Raw genomic sequence first — 14,883 nt, 5'->3', positions numbered from 1 at the left:
GGGTCCCCAGAAATGTCCGCGGCCCCGGACCCCCCCGGCGGTCGCCGGCCGGGGCGGGGGGGGGCGGGGGGGGGGCCGCGCCCGGCGCCCCCGCCCCTCGAGAGCCGCCAGGAAGGCAGTCGCTTGGGCCGTTCCACCCCATGGATCCAGGCACTGCCTTCTGGCATGTACGGGAGGCTTGAATGGGCCGTTACATCATCAGGCGTCTGATCCAGGCAGTTCCAGTCCTGCTCGGCGCCACCCTCTTCATCTTCGCCATCGTCTTCGCGCTTCCTGGTGATCCCATCGCGGCGCTGGCCGGTGAGAAGAGGCAGGACCCCAACATCGTCGCGATCATCCGCGACCAGTACCACCTCAACGATCCGCTGCTGGTCCAGTACTGGTACTACATCAGCGGCATCATCTTCCGCGGAGACTTCGGCAAGACGTTCGCCGGCGTCCCGGTGACCCAGCTCCTCGCGGGCAAGCTCCAGGTCACGCTGAACCTCGCGTTGGTCGCGCTGGTCCTGGAGGCCATCATCGGCGTCGTCCTCGGCCTCTGGGCGGCGCTGCGCCGCGGCCGGGCCACCGACACGGCCATCCTCGCCTCGACCCTGCTGCTGATCTCGATCCCCACGCTGGTCAGCGGCTTCGTGCTGCAGCTGTGGCTGGGCGTCTGGCTCAAGCAGGTGACCGGCACGGAGATCTTCCCCATCGCGGGCGCCACGCAGGGCATCAAGTCGTACCTGCTGCCCGGGTTCGTGCTGGCGGGCGTGTCGATCGCGTACCTGACCCGGCTCACCAGGACGAGCCTGGTGGAGACGCTGAGATCGGACTACATCCGCACGGCGACCGCCAAGGGCCTGTCCCGCCGGAGGGTCATCGGCCGGCACGGCCTGCGCAACGCGCTGATCCCCCTGGTGACCTACCTGGGCGCCGACCTCGGCAACCTCATGGGCGGCGCGGTGATCACGGAGACGATCTTCAACCTGCCGGGGATCGGCAACCAGCTCTACCAAGGCGTCTACCTACGAGAACAACCCATCGTCGTAGGAATCGTGACCATCCTGGTGTTGGTCTACATCGTGGCCAACCTGGTCGTCGACCTGATGTACGCAGTGCTCGACCCGAGGATCCGCTATGAGTGACACTCCGCAGGCGGGGCCCGCCGGCCCCGACACCCAGACCCTGACCCCGGAGCAGACCCCCGTCGCTCCGCCCTCCCGCGGCAGGCGCCGCAAGAAGGAGGGCAAGCCGGCGAGCCTGTGGACCGACGCCTGGCACGACCTGCGCCGCAGGCCGATGTTCATCTTCTCGCTGGTCCTCATCGCGATCCTGCTGATCATGTCGTTCTGGCCGTCGCTGTTCACGTCGATCAACCCGATGGACGCGCGCACGTGCGACCTCGCCAGCGCCCGCCAGGGCCCCAGCGCCGGTCACATCTTCGGGCGCGACAACCTCGGCTGCGACGTGTACGCCCGGACCATCTACGGCGCCAGCAACTCGATCCTCATCGGTGTCAGCACCACGATCATCACCGGGATCGTCGGCGGCCTGCTCGGCCTCATCGCCGGCGCCCGCGGCGGCCTCACCGACACGGTCAGCTCCCGCGTCACCGAGGTCTTCTTCGCGATCCCGCAGATCCTGGGCGCGCTGCTCATCACGGCGACGTTCCGGGACAAGGGGCTCGGCATCTGGATCGTGGTGATCGCGCTGTCGGTGCTGGCGTGGCCGATGACGTTCCGCATCATGCGGGCCGCCGTCATCACGGCCAGGAGCCAGGACTTCGTCGTCGCGGCGCGGGCGCTCGGCGCGAGCCAGAGCCGGGTCATGTTCGGCCACCTGCTGCCGAACGCGATCGCCCCGGTGATCGTCGTGGCCACCATCAACCTGGGCGGGTTCATCGCGGCCGAGGCCGCGCTGTCGTTCCTCGGGGTCGGCGTGCAGTCGCCGGACATCTCGTGGGGCCTGATGATCGCCGACGCCCGGAGCCGGTTCCTGGAGGCGCCGCTGCCGCTGGTGTTCCCCGCCGTGTTCCTGAGCATCACCGTGCTCGCGTTCATCATGATGGGCGACGCCGTCCGCGACGCGCTCGACCCGAAGCTCAGGTAGGAGGGGGGATCAGATGAGTAAGACATCGCTGAGGACGTCGCCCGCCGAGGGAGGGCTGGGCGACGAGCCGTTGCTGGCGGTGGAGGACCTGCACGTGGAGTTCGCCACTCGGGCGGGCGTCGTGCGGGCCGTGAACGGTGTGAGCTACTCGCTCAACCCGGGCGAGACCCTCGCGGTCCTGGGCGAGTCGGGCTCCGGCAAGTCCGTGACCGCGCAGGCGATCATGGGCATCCTGGACATGCCGCCCGCGCGCATCCCCAAGGGGGAGATCCGCTTCCGCGGGACCGACCTGCTCAAGCTGTCGGACGAGGCGCGCACGCAGGTCCGCGGCCAGCGCATCTCGATGATCTTCCAGGACGCGCTGTCGGCGCTCAACCCGGTGTTCACCGTGGGCTGGCAGATCAGCGAGATGTTCCGCGTCCACCGCGGCATGTCGAAGCGCGACGCGATGGCCAAGGCCGTGGAGCTGATGGACCGGGTCCGCATCCCGGCCGCCAAGCAGCGCATCCACGACTACCCGCACCAGTTCTCCGGGGGCATGCGCCAGCGCATCATGATCGCCATGTCGATCGCGCTGGACCCGGAGGTGCTGATCGCGGACGAGCCGACGACCGCGCTCGACGTGACGGTCCAGGCCCAGATCATGGAGCTGCTCGCCGAGCTGCAGCGCGAGAGCAACATGGGCCTGATCCTCATCACGCACGACCTCGGCGTCGTCGCCGACGTCGCGGACAAGATCGCGGTCATGTACGCGGGGCGGATCGTCGAGAACGCCCCGGTGTACGACATCTACCGGGCGCCCGCCCACCCGTACACGAAGGGCCTGCTGGAGTCGATCCCCCGGGTCGACCTCAAGGGCCAGGAGCTGTACGCGATCAAGGGTCTGCCGCCCAACCTGCTCGACATGCCCACCGGCTGCGCCTTCCACCCGCGGTGCCCGTACCGCCAGGACAACTGCGTGACCGACGCACCCCCGCTCTACGGGATCAGCGGTGCGCGCAACAGCGCCTGCCACTACTGGAGGGAGGTCCTCGATGGCGACCCAAGGTGAGCGCATCCTGGAGGTGCGCGACCTGGTCAAGCACTTCCCGCTGACCCAGGGCATCATGTTCAAGAAGCAGATCGGCGCCATCAAGGCCGTGGACGGCGTCTCCTTCGAGCTGAACAAGGGCGAGACCCTGGGCATCGTCGGCGAGTCCGGCTGCGGCAAGTCGACGCTGGCCAAGGTGCTCATGGCGCTGGAGCGGCCGACGTCCGGCTCGGTGGTGATCAACGGGCGCGACATGGCCAAGGCCAAGGGCTCCGAGCTCAAGCGGATGCGCCGCAACATCCAGATGGTGATGCAGGACCCCTACACCTCGCTGAACCCCCGGATGACCGTCGGCGACATCGTGGGCGAGCCGTTCGAGATCCACACCGAGGTCGCGCCCAAGGGTGACCGGCGGCGCAAGGTGCAGGAACTGCTGGAGGTCGTGGGTCTCAACCCCGACCACATCAACCGCTACCCGCACCAGTTCTCCGGCGGTCAGCGCCAGCGCATCGGCATCGCCCGTGGTCTGGCGCTCCAGCCTGAGATCATCGTCTGCGACGAGCCGGTGTCCGCGCTCGACGTGTCGATCCAGGCGCAGGTCATCAACCTGCTGGAGCGGCTGCAGAACGAGTTCGGCCTGGCGTACATCTTCATCGCCCACGACCTGTCGGTGGTGCGCCACATCTCCGACCGGGTCGCGGTGATGTACCTGGGCAAGATGGTGGAGCTGGGCAAGGACCTGGAGATCTACGACCGGCCGGCCCACCCGTACACCCAGGCGCTGCTGTCGGCCGTCCCGGTCCCCGACCCCGAGGGCCGCGAGAGCCGCGAGCGGATCATCCTGCAGGGCGACCCGCCCTCGCCGGCCAACCCGCCGTCGGGCTGCCGCTTCCGCACCCGCTGCTGGAAGGCCCAGGAGATCTGCGCGACGGAGGAGCCGCTGCTGCAGATCCGGCCGGGCACGGCGCACCTCAGCGCCTGCCACTTCGCGGAGACGCACGACGTGGTCCACGCCGGCTGAGGCCGCCGCCACGTCCCGGGGGCCCCGCGCGATCCGTTCGCGCGGGGCCCCCGGCGTTCCTGGTGGGCCGGCCCCGTGGGCCGGCGGGTGGGTCAGCGGGTGGCGATGACCGCCGAGCCGTGGCCGAACAGCCCCTGGTTGACCGCCAGCCCCACCCTGGCGCCCGCCACCTGCCGGTCGCCCGCCCGGCCGCGCAGCTGCCAGGTCAGCTCGCACACCTGGGCGATCGCCTGGGCGGGGATCGCCTCGCCGAACGAGGCCAGCCCGCCCGAGGGGTTGACCGGGAGTCGCCCGCCGAGCGCCGTGTCGCCGGCCCGCAGCAGCTTGTCCGCCTCGCCGGGCGGGCAGAGGCCGACGTCCTCCATCCAGTCGAGCTCCAGCGCCGTGGACAGGTCGTACACCTCGGCGAACGACACGTCCTCCGGGCCCAGCCCGGCCTCCTCGTACGCGGCGTGCGCGATCGCCGCGCGGAACGGCCGGGCGGGCGGCGGCACCGCGGCGCAGGAGTCCGTGGCGAACTCCGGGAGCTCCAGCACGGCGTTGGGGAAGACGGGCGTCACCGTGGAGACGGCGGCCAGGCGCACCGGGTCCGTGACGCCGCGCCGCCGGGCGTAGTCCTCCGAGGCGAGCACGACCGCGGCCCCGCCGTCGGAGGTGGCGCAGATGTCCATGAGGCGCAGCGGGTCGGCCACCATGGGGGAGGCCAGCACCTCCTCGGCCGTGACCGGTTTGCGGTAGCGGGCCAGCGGGTTCAGCGCGCCGGCGCGGGCGTTCTTGACCTTGACGGCCGCGAAGTCGCCGGGCGTGGAGCCGTGCAGGGCCATCCGGCGGCGCGCGTACAGCCCGAAGTAGGCCGGGTTGGTCGCGCCGAGCAGGCGGAAGCGCAGCCAGTCGGGGTCGTCGGGGCGGTCGCCGCCCACCGGCTTGAAGAAGCCCTTCGGGGTGGAGTCGGCGCCCACGACCAGCGCCACGTCGCAGAGCCCGGCGAGGATCCGGGTCCGCGCGATGTCCATGGCCTGCGCTCCGGAGGCGCAGGCGGCGTAGCAGGACGCGATCCGGGCGCCCGACCAGCCGAGCGCCCTGGCGTACGTCGCGCCGGCCACGAAGCCCGGGTAGCCGTTCCTGATCGTGTCGGCCCCGACCAGGAACCCGACCTCGGGCCAGCTCACGTCCGCGTCGCGCAGGGCCGCGCGGGCGGCCGCCAGGCCGTACTCGGTGAACGGGCGGCCCCACTTGCCCCACGGGTGCATCCCCGCGCCCAGCACCACCACGCTCACGACGCCGGCCCCCACATCCACACGAGCGGCCCGTCGGCGAGCGGGCCGCAGGTCAGCTCCAGCTCCATGCCCACCTCCAGGTCCGCGACCGTGAGGTCCTTGACCTGGCCGAGCACCACGATGCCCTCGCGCTCCAGCTCCACCGCCGCGAGCGTCACGGGCGTGTACGGCTCGGCGGCCACGTACGGGGCGGGCGGGGGGTAGCCGGATTCGGTGTAGGACCAGACGCGGCCCCGCCGGGACAGGCGGGTCACCTCCAGGTGCTCGCCGTCGCAGCCGGGGTTGGGGCAGAAGCCGGTCCGCGGGGGGAACGTCACCGTGCCGCAGGCGGCGCACCGGGCGCCCAGGAGGTGGGTGACGCCGTCCTCGACCGTGAACCAGCCGTCGATCGCCAGGGTCATGCCGGAATTATCGCACAAGCGCTTGCTAGGGATAAGACTTCGCCGGCGCGCGCCATGGCGGCGCGGCGGGGTCAGGGGGTGCGGCGGCGGGCCAGCACGTGGGCGCCCATCGCCAGGCAGAGCGCGAGCAGTCCGAGCAGCGTCGGCATCCGGGAGTCCGGCGCGCCGCCGTCCGCCCGGGCCGGCCTGCCCGGCGGGGCCGGAGGGGCCGCGCCCGCCCTGGCCCCCGCCAGCCGGCCCGCCTCCCGCAGCGCGAGCAGCGCGTCGGCCACGCCGTGCCCGTACGAGGGGTCGCGGGCGTCCGCTCCGGAGGCCGGCCATGGACGCCGGGCGGGAGGGGAGGCCGTGCCGCGTTCGATGGCCGCGCGCACCTGACGCGGCGGCAGGCCGGGGTAGGCCGACCTGACCAGGGCGGCGATGCCCGCCACCATGGCCGCCGCCGCGCTCGTGCCGTCGCCCACCACGTAGGAGCGGTCGCCGTCGGCCGTGAGGATGCCCGTGCCGGGCGCCACCACCGAGAGGTAGTCCTGGCGGTTGGAGAACGCGGCCACCTTCAGCCGCCGGTCCACCGCGCCGACCGCGATCACGCCGGGATAGGCGGCGGGGTAGTTCTTGCGGTTCGTGGTCTCGCCGTCGTTGCCGGAGGAGGCCACGAGGACCGCGCCGCGGCTCAGGGCGTACCGGACGGCCTCCTTCTCGGCGGGGGAGCCGTTCCAGGCGCCGCTGCCGCCGCCCAGGGACATGCTGATGACGTCCGCGCCGTGGTCGGCGGCGTAGCGGATGCCGCGGGCCAGCGCGTCGGGGCGGCCCGCGGAGGGACGGGCGCGCAGCGGGTCGTCGTTCTCCAGCGTGACGCGGACCGACAGGATGCGGGCCCCGGGGGCGACGCCGATCACGCCCAGGCGCGCGGCCCCGGGGGCGGCCTGGGGCACCCGGGCCGGCGCGCCGAGCGCGGCGACCCGGTCGGCGGTCCCGGCGGCGGCAGACGCCACGGAGGGAGGCGCCGAGGTGAGGACCGGGCCGGCGGGTGCGGCGGCGCCCGGGGGGTTGCGCGGACGGGGCGGGGTGGCGGATTCGGTGTGGCCGTGGCCGGCGATGAGGCTGGCCATGGCGGTGCCGTGGTGCCCCCACCGGCCGGGGCGTCTGCCGGCCCCGGTCAGGTCGGGTCCGGCCACCACGGAGCCCGCGAGGTCGGGGTGGTCGCCGTTCACCCCGGTGTCGAGGACGGCGACCAGCACGCCCTCGCCCCTGGTGATCCGCCACGCCTCGGGCAGGCGCAGCGCCGGGAGCTGCCACTGGGCGGCGCCGAGCGCGTCCGTCGCGGCGGCGCCCGCGCTCGGCGAAGCGCCGGACAGCGGCGAGGCGGCCAGGCACAATCCGAAGGAGGTGACGAGGGTGACGGCGAGGCAGCGGACGTACGGCATGGGGCGGAAGAGGCGCATGGCGACCTCCGGGGCAGAAGGGGGATGCCCGTTGCCGGAGATTGTGACACGAGACGCCTACCGCTGATCAGACCCTTCAGTAAACAGTCCGATACATCGCGTAATTAGGCTTAAGCGGCTTTCGTAGCGCTAAGGCTTGGAAATAGAGGGAGAAATCCGGACATGGGCGCCGGGAGGTAGCCCCAGCCGCTGTGCCGCGTCCCCCGAGTTCACCGCGATCGCGATCAGCCCCGCCGAGTCCGCGAACGCCACCAGCTCCCCCGGCGGCACCGCCGCGTACGTCTCCCGGTACGGCAACGTGAGCTGCCGCCGCCCCAGCCACACCCCCAGCGTGTCGCCGACCCGCGCCCCCAGCGCCTCCAGGTGGCTCGCCGTGATCGACAGCTGCGTGTTGCCGTAGCGGTCCACCGAGACGACCTCGCCCTCGACCGCGCCCTCGCGCACCACCGACGTCGGCTCCGGCAGCGACACGAGCCGCCCGATCGGCCGCTCGGGCCCCAGGTCGGTCGGCTTGAGCCCCCTGACCAGCCGTCCCGCCACGGCCGAGTAGATGTCGCGGCCGTGGAAGGTGGGCGAGACGGGTCTCAGGAAGTACTCCTCGTTGCTGATCTCGTACGCCGCCTCCGCCCCCCCGCTGGCGTGGACCGCCCAGGACAGCAGCCCGTTGTCCGGCCCGATGAACACCCGGCCGCCCGCCTCGATCGCGACGGCCCGCCGGGCGTGTCCCGTGCCGGGATCGACCGCGCCGATGTGCACGCCCTTGGGCAGGTAGGGGATGGTCTGAGCGAGAATCGCGGCGCCGCGCCGCACGTCGCCCGACGGAATGGCGTGGCACACGTCGATCACCCTGGCCTCGGGAGCGATGCCGGCGATCACCCCGTGGCAGGCCGCCACGTAGCCGTCCTCAAGCCCGTAGTCCGTGAGAAGTGTGATGACTGAGGTCACACTTCGTGACTGTACGTCTAGCCATCCGCCATGAACAGCCGGAGTACGCACATTACGATGGCGTCGGGCCGCATGCGCGTGTCGTGACCGTCGCGCGCGAGCCTTTCGAGGAGGAACCATGGACACTGCACCGGCCGGCGGTGACAGTGCACCCCGAGAACCGGCGCACGAGCAGCAACCCCTCACCCCACCCGCGGAGCTGACCCCACGCGAACGCGATCTCCTCGCCTTCGAGCGCCAGTGGTGGCGCCACCCGGGCGCCAAGGAGCAGGCCATCAAGGAGACCTTCGGGTTCTCCGCCACCCGCTACTACCAGCTCCTGGGCGAGCTCATCGACAAGCCGGCCGCCCTGGAGCAGGACCCGATGCTGGTCAAGCGGCTGCGCAGGCTGCGCGCCGGCCGCCGGCGCGACCGCGCCGCGAGGCGCCTGGGCATGCGCCCCTGAGCGGCTGGGTAGGGCCAGCCGCGTGAGCAACATCCCTGGAATGGAAGCCATCCTGAAGGACCCCGCGGGCGCCGTGATCGGGCTCGACTTCGACGGGACCCTGTCGCCGATCGTGCCCGATCCCGCCGCGGCCGTGATCCACCCCGAGGCGCCCGGCGTGCTGGCCGAGCTGGGCCGGCACGTGCGGGCGGTGGCCGTCGTGACCGGGCGCCCGCCCGCCACCGCCCTGGAGCTGGGCCCCGGCCTGGCCGAGGTGCCGGGCCTGGTGATCCTCGGCCACTACGGTTTCGAACGGTGGGAGAACGGCGCGATCTCCGGCCCGCCGCCCCCCGCGGGCGTGCCTCGGGCCGAGGCCGAGCTGCCGCTGCTGATCGACTCGCTCGGCCTGAAGGGCGTGGCCATCGAGGACAAGGGCCGCGCGGTGGCCGTCCACACGCGCCGCGCCGACGACCCCGAGGGCGCGCTGGAGGTCCTGCGCGCGCCGCTGGCCGAGCTGGCCGCCCGGCACGACCTCGTGGTGGAGCCGGGCCGGTTCGTGCTGGAGCTGAGACCGCCGGGCATGGACAAGGGGCACGCGCTCGGGCTGTTCCTCGCCGAGCGGGACGCCAGGTCGGTCATGTTCGCCGGCGACGACCTGGGCGACCTGGCGGCCTTCGAGGCGGTACGCGCGTCCGGACTGCCCGGCGTGACCGTGTGCAGCGGCTCGACCGAGGTGACCGCGCTGGCCGAGCGGGCCGACATCGTGGTGGACGGGCCCGACGGGGTCGTGGCGCTCCTCCGTGAGCTTGTGTCGGCTTTTAGTGGTTAGTGACTGTTTTGCAAGTGCCCGCCCCTAGGGTCGGTCGCATGTTCAAGCGATACCTCGCCGCCGCGGCCGTGGCCGCGGCCACCCTCCTCGCCGTCCCCTCGCCCGCGAACGCCGCGCCGGCGCAGCAGCTCAAGCTGCGGGGCGGCCTGACGCTCTACATCCCGATCGAGTGGCGGGTGTACGGCATGGGCACGGACGCGGTGCAGGTGGTGACCGGCAAGTGTCGCAAGCCGCAGGGGTGGGGCTCGCCCGAGTGCGACGCGTTCTACGTCTTCGGCCCGTCGTACATCAAGCGCGGCGCCGAGGGGTTCGGCCCGTACACCGGCAAGCGCCCGTTCTACACGGCGAGCGACGTGCAGCCGTGCCCGGTCGACCGGAAGTGGGGCGAGGTTGTCGGCACCAAGGTCAAGAGGGGGCTGCGCCAGGTGGGGCCGGGGCACAAGGCCGCCTACAACGAGTGGGCGTCGAAGTGCGTCAGCTACTCGAACGGCACCACGAAGGCCCGCTTCACGCAGCGCGAGTGGTACCTGCCGAAGAGCAGGATCCTCGTCGTCGACCAGTGGAACACGCCGGGGCTGGCCGACACGCTGAAGCACGCGGACTGGCTCTGAGGCGCCCGCGATGCCCGGCGAGGGCGGAACGCCCTCAGTGACCGGCGAGGGCGTCGAGCTGGGCCGTGAGCCACCGCTGCGGCGGCAGGGCGGTGGCCGCCGCGCGCAGCCGCTCGCCCCGCGCGCGGCGCTCGTCCGCCGGCATGACGAGCGCCTCGTGCAGCGCCGCCGCCGTGCCGCTGATGTCGTACGGGTTGACCAGGAGCGCGTGCTCGCCCAGCTCGGCCGCCGCCCCCGCCTCGCGCGACAGCACCAGGGCGGCGCCCGGCGACAGGATCGGGCCCTCCTTGGCCACCAGGTTCATGCCGTCGCGGATCGGGTTGACCAGCAGCACGTCGGCCAACCGGTAGGCGGCCAGCGAGCGCGGGTAGTCGTCGTGGACGTTGAGGATCAGCGGGTCCCAGTCCTCGGTGGCGTACTCGTCCTCGATCTCCTGGGCGCAGCGCTGCACGGTGGCGGTGTACTCGCGGTACTCGGGCAGGTCGTGCCGGCTCGGGTAGGCGAAGGCCAGGTGGACGACCCTCCCGTGCCACTCGGGGTGCTCGGCCAGGAACTCGCGGTAGGCCTGCAGGCCGCGCACGATGTTCTTGGACAGCTCCGTGCGGTCGATGCGGACGATCAGGGCGCGGTCGCCGACCTGCTCGCGCAGGGCGGTCATGTGCGACTCGACGTCGGGCTCGGCGGCCCGCTCGCACAGCGCGCCGCCGTCGACGCCGAGGGCGTGGACGCCGACGCGGGTCGTGCGCCCCTCGTGGGTCACGGTGCGGGCGTCGCGGTCCACCCGCGCGCCGAGCAGCGCCCCGCAGCAGTCCATGAACGCCTCGGCCCAGCGCGCGGTGAGGAACCCGGCGTGGTCGGCGCCCAGGATGCCTTCGAGCACCTCGCGGCCCACCTCGTCGGGCAGCAGCGAGAAGTACTCGGGCGGCGCCCACGGCGTGTGGCTGAAGTGGGCGACGCGCAGGTCGGGCCGCTCGGCGCGGAGCATGGCGGGGGTGAGGGTCAGGTGGTAGTCCTGCACCATGACGCGGGCCTCGTGGTGGGCCTCCTCGGCCAGCGCCAGCGCGAACGCGCCGTTGTAGTCGCGGTACGACTCCCACTCGCGGCGGAAGCGCGAGCCGAAGCTCGGGGCGTTGGGGGTGTCGTAGAGCAGGTGGTTGACGAACCAGAGCGTCGAGTTGGCCACCGCGTTGTAGGCGCGGTGGAACGTGGCGGCCGGGATGTCGAGCATCCGCAGGGCGCCCGTGTCGTAGCCCGCGTGGTCGAGCCGGCCCCCGGGGGCCTGGCGGGCCGCGCTGCGGTCGCCGTCGGACAGGGCCGCGCACACCCACAGGACGTTGTGGTCCTTGGTGACCGCGGACAGTCCGGAGACCAGCCCGCCGCCGCCGCGCTTCATGGTCAGCTCGCCGTCGTCGTCGACGGTGAACGAGACCGGGCCTCTGTTGGAGGCAACCAGGACGCTGTTCATTTAACCTCCCTCCGATCATAGGATCCCAGCTATGGCGCTTGATGAGCTAACCGAGGAACTTGCCCGTTCCGCCGCAGCCGGAGATCATCGCGCGCTCGGCGAGCTCCTGAAGCGGATCGAGCCCGACGTCATGCGGCACTGCGCCCGCATCCTCCCGTACCGCCAGGACGCCGAGGAGGCGTCCCAGGACACCCTGCTCGCGGTGGCCCGCAACATCGGCCGCTTCGAGGGCCGGGCCCGGTTCAGCACGTGGCTGCACATCGTGACGGCCAACTGCGCGCGCACCACGTACCGGTCGCTGAAGCGGCGGGCCGCCGAGCAGAGCTCCGACGAGCTGCCGGTGCAGAAGCCCGACGTGCGGCGGGTCAGCGTCATCGCGGGCTCGCGGCTGGACCTGCTCGACGCCATGGAGGCGCTGGAGGCCGACAAGCCCGACCTCGCCCAGGCGCTGGTGCTGCGCGACATCGTCCAGCTCGACTACAACGAGGTGGCCGAGCAGCTCGGCATCCCGCTCGGCACCGCGAAGTCGCGCATCCACCAGGCGCGCAAGTACGTGCAGGCCGCGCTCGGCGACGACTATCGGTGAGACCACTTGTCTCATGCTATGAGACGGCTGGGCGGTGACGCCACGACGGCGGGTACAGTCTGAGGCGACAACTGAATATTGCTCATCCAGAGGGGTGGAGGGACCGGCCCTGCGAAGCCCCGGCAACCCTCCCGGCTTGAGACTCGCGACAGGGCGAGGCCGACCGGGACAAGGTGCCAATTCCGGTCTGCGGTCAAGGTGGCCGCGGGCGAAGATGAGGGAAGGCCTCGCTTCATGTCGCTTGACTTCGGTCCTGCCACGGCTCTGTCCTGCCGCGAGTGCGGCACCCGCTACGACCTCGGCCCGAGTTTCGCGTGCCTGGAGTGTTTCGGGCCGCTCGAAGCGGCCTACTCCTTCGGCGACGTCCGCCGTGAGGACATCGAGGCGGGCCCCAGCAACATCTGGCGCTACCGCTCGTTGCTCCCCGTCCCCGCCGACGTCGCGACCAAGCCCAACATGAACCCCGGCTGGACCAAGCTCGTCAAGGCGGGCAACCTCGGGCGCGCGCTCGGCCTCAAGTCCCTGTACGTCAAGGACGACTCGGGCAACCCCACCCACTCCTTCAAGGACCGGGTCGTCGCCATCGCGGTCGAGGCGGCGCGCAACTTCGGCTTCCACACCCTGTCGTGCTCCTCCACGGGCAACCTCGCGGGCGCGGTGACGGCCGCCGCGGCCCGGGCCGGGCTCGACGCCTGCGTGTTCATCCCCGCCGACCTGGAGCAGGCCAAGATCGCCATGGCCCGGGTGTTCGGCGGCAGGCTCATCGGCATCGACGGCACCTACGACGAGGTCAACCGGTTCTGCTCCGAGCTCATCGGCGACCCGCTGGGCGACAAGTGGGGCTTCGTGAACGTCAACCTCCGGCCGTACTACGCCGAGGGCTCCAAGACGCTCGCGTACGAGATCGCCGAGCAGCTCGGCTGGCGGCTCCCCGAGCAGATCGTCATCCCGATCGCCTCCGGGTCCCAGCTCACCAAGATCGACAAGGGCTTCAAGGAGCTGATCGCCCTGGGGCTGGTCGAGGACCGGCCGTACAAGGTGTTCGGCGCCCAGGCCCAGGGCTGCTCGCCCGTGTCGGCCGCCTACAAGGCCGGCCACGACGTGGTCCAGCCGGTCCGGCCCGACACCATCGCCAAGTCGCTGGCCATCGGCAACCCCGCCGACGGCCCCTACGTGCTCGACATCGCCCGCCGCACCGGCGGTGCGGTGGAGGACGTCACCGACGCCGAGATCGTCGAGGCGATCAAGCTGCTCGCCTCGACCGAGGGCATCTTCGCCGAGACGGCGGGCGGCGTCACGGTCGGCGTGCTGAAGAAGCTCACCGAGAACGGCGTGCTCGACCCCGAGGCGGAGACCGTGGTGCTCAACACCGGCGACGGTCTCAAGACGCTCGACGCCGTCTCCGGGGACGCGCAGCCCACGGCCGTCATCAAGCCCTCTCTCGACGCGTTCCGCGCGGCCGTCTGAGCGTCCGGCACGGCTGCTCGCACAACCAGGAAAGGCGACTAAATCATGAGTGTTTCGGTGCGGATTCCCACCATCTTGCGCACGTACACCGGCGGAAACGCGGAAGTGAGTGGCGAGGGCGCGACTCTTCGTGACGTCCTCGCAAAGCTCGACTCCGACTACCCGGGGATCGGCGCGCGAATTCTGGATGAATCGGGCAAGATTCGCCGTTTCGTCAACGTTTACGTGGGAGAAGAGGACGTCCGTTTCGCGGAAGGTCTGGACACTCCCGCGCCCGACGGGGTGCAGATCTCCATCATCCCCGCGGTCGCCGGCGGCTGACGGCCCCCGCACGCTCCAGCGAAGGCGCCCCTCGTGGGCGCCTTCCGCTTTTCCGGGATATTCAAGATTGAACCAACGGCGCTCGGCGCGGATAGGAACTGCTACCTCCACTGTGGGATGAATTGCGTGGTTTGTGCTTTGACTCTGTTGCCAAACGCCGTGCCACAGGTATGGTCGAGGCGATCGTCCGGCCGATTTACGATAAGCCGCGGCGATTGCGGGTCTCGCGGACGAATGGGCGGGATCCGCGAGCCCAGTAAGAGGAGTCGGAAGTGGCGCAGGGCACCGTCAAGTGGTTCAACGCGGACAAGGGCTACGGCTTCATCGCGGTAGACGGTGGTAAGGATGTATTCGTCCATTACTCGGCAATCATGATGGACGGCTATCGCTCCCTCGAACAAGGTCAGCGGGTCGAGTTCGAGATCACGCAGGGACAGAAGGGGCCGCAGGCGGAGTCCGTCCGCGCGGTCTGAGCAGGTCTCCGGCGTCCAACGGCAGGCCGCGCGGCAGCGCAGTCCGTACGGCCTGCCCCTCGCACCTTCGTCGATGATGCGGCGGGTCCCTCCGGGGCCCGCCGTACGGCTGACCTGGGCACCCGCGGTGTTCGCTTGCACTCGACGGGGTAGAGTGCTAAACAGTTCGTTGGCACTCTCTGTTCGTGAGTGCCAGCACCTGGGATCGGGACGATGGGGTCCGCCATACGGAGACGCGGGCCCACATGCCGTCGCGGGCGTCGGCTCGATCCGCCGCAAGCCACCCTGCATCTGGGAGGTCCAGCCTTATGGCAGCCAAGATGATCGCGTTTGACGAGGACGCCCGGCGCGGTCTCGAGCGCGGTATGAACCAGCTCGCCGACGCCGTCAAGGTGACCCTCGGCCCCAAGGGCCGCAACGTCGTGCTGGAGAAGAAGTGGGGCGCCCCCACGATCACCAACGACGGTGTCTCCATCGCCAAGGAGATCGAGCTCGAGGAC

At 71.3% G+C, this 14,883-nt stretch carries 17 protein-coding genes and 1 riboswitch; of the genes, 12 read left to right on the top strand and 5 right to left on the bottom strand.

The window, feature by feature from the left end; genetic code table 11:
- Nucleotides 1–182: 182 nt before the first annotated feature.
- The 4 genes from HT134_RS44205 to HT134_RS44190 are packed head-to-tail and all read left to right on the top strand — an operon-like array spanning nucleotide 183 to nucleotide 4,142.
- Nucleotides 183–1,127 (top strand): ABC transporter permease, encoded by a 945-nt coding sequence (locus HT134_RS44205; protein ID WP_175606491.1) that lies wholly within the window; start codon nucleotides 183–185, stop codon nucleotides 1,125–1,127.
- Nucleotides 1,120–2,091: an ABC transporter permease gene (locus HT134_RS44200; RefSeq protein WP_175606490.1), complete on the top strand. Its 972-nt coding sequence runs from the start codon at nucleotides 1,120–1,122 to the stop codon at nucleotides 2,089–2,091. Before HT134_RS44205 ends, HT134_RS44200 begins: the two co-directional genes overlap by 8 nt.
- A 13-nt stretch (nucleotides 2,092–2,104) precedes the next feature.
- Nucleotides 2,105–3,142, top strand: coding sequence for an ABC transporter ATP-binding protein (locus HT134_RS44195; RefSeq protein WP_175606489.1), 1,038 nt, complete (start codon nucleotides 2,105–2,107; stop codon nucleotides 3,140–3,142).
- The gene (locus HT134_RS44190; RefSeq protein WP_175606488.1) at nucleotides 3,126–4,142 is read left to right on the top strand and encodes an ABC transporter ATP-binding protein; all 1,017 of its coding nucleotides are present in this window, start codon (nucleotides 3,126–3,128) and stop codon (nucleotides 4,140–4,142) included. Before HT134_RS44195 ends, HT134_RS44190 begins: the two co-directional genes overlap by 17 nt.
- Before the next feature lie 92 nt (nucleotides 4,143–4,234).
- Here the strand turns inward: HT134_RS44190 and HT134_RS44185 are convergent, their stop codons facing one another.
- From HT134_RS44185 to HT134_RS44170, 4 genes are all read right to left on the bottom strand, one after another.
- Nucleotides 4,235–5,419: a lipid-transfer protein gene (locus HT134_RS44185; protein WP_175606487.1), complete on the bottom strand. Its 1,185-nt coding sequence runs from the start codon at nucleotides 5,417–5,419 to the stop codon at nucleotides 4,235–4,237.
- Complete coding sequence (locus tag HT134_RS44180) at nucleotides 5,416–5,820, bottom strand: Zn-ribbon domain-containing OB-fold protein (RefSeq protein WP_175606486.1); 405 nt, start codon at nucleotides 5,818–5,820, stop codon at nucleotides 5,416–5,418. Before HT134_RS44180 ends, HT134_RS44185 begins: the two co-directional genes overlap by 4 nt.
- Before the next feature lie 71 nt (nucleotides 5,821–5,891).
- Entirely contained in the window at nucleotides 5,892–7,262 is a 1,371-nt protein-coding gene (locus HT134_RS44175; protein WP_217709111.1) for a S8 family serine peptidase, read from the bottom strand.
- A 129-nt stretch (nucleotides 7,263–7,391) separates the two neighbouring features.
- On the bottom strand, nucleotides 7,392–8,207 hold the full coding sequence (locus HT134_RS44170) for an SAM hydrolase/SAM-dependent halogenase family protein (protein WP_312888915.1): 816 nt from the start codon (nucleotides 8,205–8,207) through the stop codon (nucleotides 7,392–7,394).
- Between the two features lie 118 nt (nucleotides 8,208–8,325).
- Between HT134_RS44170 and HT134_RS44165 the strand changes: the two genes are divergently transcribed.
- Genes HT134_RS44165 through HT134_RS44155 form a run of 3 tightly spaced genes read left to right on the top strand, consistent with a single transcriptional unit; the run spans nucleotide 8,326 to nucleotide 10,071 of the window.
- Nucleotides 8,326–8,652, top strand: a complete 327-nt coding sequence (locus tag HT134_RS44165) for a DUF3263 domain-containing protein (RefSeq protein WP_175606484.1) — start codon at nucleotides 8,326–8,328, stop codon at nucleotides 8,650–8,652.
- A 40-nt stretch (nucleotides 8,653–8,692) separates the two neighbouring features.
- The gene (gene otsB / locus HT134_RS44160; protein WP_175606483.1) at nucleotides 8,693–9,460 is read left to right on the top strand and encodes a trehalose-phosphatase; all 768 of its coding nucleotides are present in this window, start codon (nucleotides 8,693–8,695) and stop codon (nucleotides 9,458–9,460) included.
- Between the two features lie 38 nt (nucleotides 9,461–9,498).
- Nucleotides 9,499–10,071: a hypothetical protein gene (locus HT134_RS44155; protein ID WP_175606482.1), complete on the top strand. Its 573-nt coding sequence runs from the start codon at nucleotides 9,499–9,501 to the stop codon at nucleotides 10,069–10,071.
- A 34-nt stretch (nucleotides 10,072–10,105) separates the two neighbouring features.
- Here HT134_RS44155 and HT134_RS44150 read toward each other — a convergent pair whose 3' ends face one another.
- Nucleotides 10,106–11,536: an alpha,alpha-trehalose-phosphate synthase (UDP-forming) gene (locus HT134_RS44150; protein ID WP_175606481.1), complete on the bottom strand. Its 1,431-nt coding sequence runs from the start codon at nucleotides 11,534–11,536 to the stop codon at nucleotides 10,106–10,108.
- Between the two features lie 31 nt (nucleotides 11,537–11,567).
- On the opposite strand from HT134_RS44150, the gene HT134_RS44145 reads away from it, so the two are divergent.
- The 5 genes from HT134_RS44145 to HT134_RS44125 all read left to right on the top strand — a co-directional run.
- Nucleotides 11,568–12,122 carry an RNA polymerase sigma factor gene (locus tag HT134_RS44145; protein WP_175606480.1) on the top strand — a complete coding sequence of 185 codons (555 nt, stop codon included), beginning with the start codon at nucleotides 11,568–11,570 and terminating at the stop codon, nucleotides 12,120–12,122.
- A 79-nt stretch (nucleotides 12,123–12,201) separates the two neighbouring features.
- A riboswitch (SAM riboswitch) is annotated at nucleotides 12,202–12,343 on the top strand.
- A gap of 13 nt (nucleotides 12,344–12,356) precedes the next feature.
- Entirely contained in the window at nucleotides 12,357–13,589 is a 1,233-nt protein-coding gene (gene thrC / locus HT134_RS44140) for a threonine synthase (RefSeq protein WP_175606479.1), read from the top strand.
- Between the two features lie 45 nt (nucleotides 13,590–13,634).
- Nucleotides 13,635–13,910 (top strand): MoaD/ThiS family protein, encoded by a 276-nt coding sequence (locus tag HT134_RS44135; protein ID WP_101789288.1) that lies wholly within the window; start codon nucleotides 13,635–13,637, stop codon nucleotides 13,908–13,910.
- A 272-nt stretch (nucleotides 13,911–14,182) separates the two neighbouring features.
- Entirely contained in the window at nucleotides 14,183–14,383 is a 201-nt protein-coding gene (locus HT134_RS44130; protein ID WP_068927743.1) for a cold-shock protein, read from the top strand.
- Between the two features lie 308 nt (nucleotides 14,384–14,691).
- A partial coding sequence (locus HT134_RS44125; RefSeq protein WP_281387925.1) for a TCP-1/cpn60 chaperonin family protein occupies nucleotides 14,692–14,883 on the top strand: 192 nt, incomplete at its 3' end.

Source organism: Nonomuraea rhodomycinica (assembly GCF_013363995.1).
In the GTDB taxonomy this organism is placed as follows: Bacteria; Actinomycetota; Actinomycetes; order Streptosporangiales; family Streptosporangiaceae; genus Nonomuraea; species Nonomuraea rhodomycinica.
Note: the sequence above shows the minus strand (reverse complement) of the source record. Positions and strands in the feature narration are given on the sequence as shown.

Bases quoted from the DNA above. Each gene is read 5' to 3' on its own strand.
- HT134_RS44205 (WP_175606491.1), top strand. From the start codon at position 183: ATGGGCCGTTACATCATCAGGCGTCTGATCCAGGCAGTTCCAGTCCTG.
- HT134_RS44200 (WP_175606490.1), top strand. From the start codon at position 1,120: ATGAGTGACACTCCGCAGGCGGGGCCCGCCGGCCCCGACACCCAGACC.
- HT134_RS44195 (WP_175606489.1), top strand. From the start codon at position 2,105: ATGAGTAAGACATCGCTGAGGACGTCGCCCGCCGAGGGAGGGCTGGGC.
- HT134_RS44190 (WP_175606488.1), top strand. From the start codon at position 3,126: ATGGCGACCCAAGGTGAGCGCATCCTGGAGGTGCGCGACCTGGTCAAG.
- HT134_RS44180 (WP_175606486.1), bottom strand. From the start codon at position 5,820: ATGACCCTGGCGATCGACGGCTGGTTCACGGTCGAGGACGGCGTCACC.
- HT134_RS44175 (WP_217709111.1), bottom strand. From the start codon at position 7,262: ATGCGCCTCTTCCGCCCCATGCCGTACGTCCGCTGCCTCGCCGTCACC.
- HT134_RS44165 (WP_175606484.1), top strand. From the start codon at position 8,326: ATGGACACTGCACCGGCCGGCGGTGACAGTGCACCCCGAGAACCGGCG.
- otsB (WP_175606483.1), top strand. From the start codon at position 8,693: ATGGAAGCCATCCTGAAGGACCCCGCGGGCGCCGTGATCGGGCTCGAC.
- HT134_RS44155 (WP_175606482.1), top strand. From the start codon at position 9,499: ATGTTCAAGCGATACCTCGCCGCCGCGGCCGTGGCCGCGGCCACCCTC.
- HT134_RS44150 (WP_175606481.1), bottom strand. From the start codon at position 11,536: ATGAACAGCGTCCTGGTTGCCTCCAACAGAGGCCCGGTCTCGTTCACC.
- HT134_RS44145 (WP_175606480.1), top strand. From the start codon at position 11,568: ATGGCGCTTGATGAGCTAACCGAGGAACTTGCCCGTTCCGCCGCAGCC.
- thrC (WP_175606479.1), top strand. From the start codon at position 12,357: ATGTCGCTTGACTTCGGTCCTGCCACGGCTCTGTCCTGCCGCGAGTGC.
- HT134_RS44135 (WP_101789288.1), top strand. From the start codon at position 13,635: ATGAGTGTTTCGGTGCGGATTCCCACCATCTTGCGCACGTACACCGGC.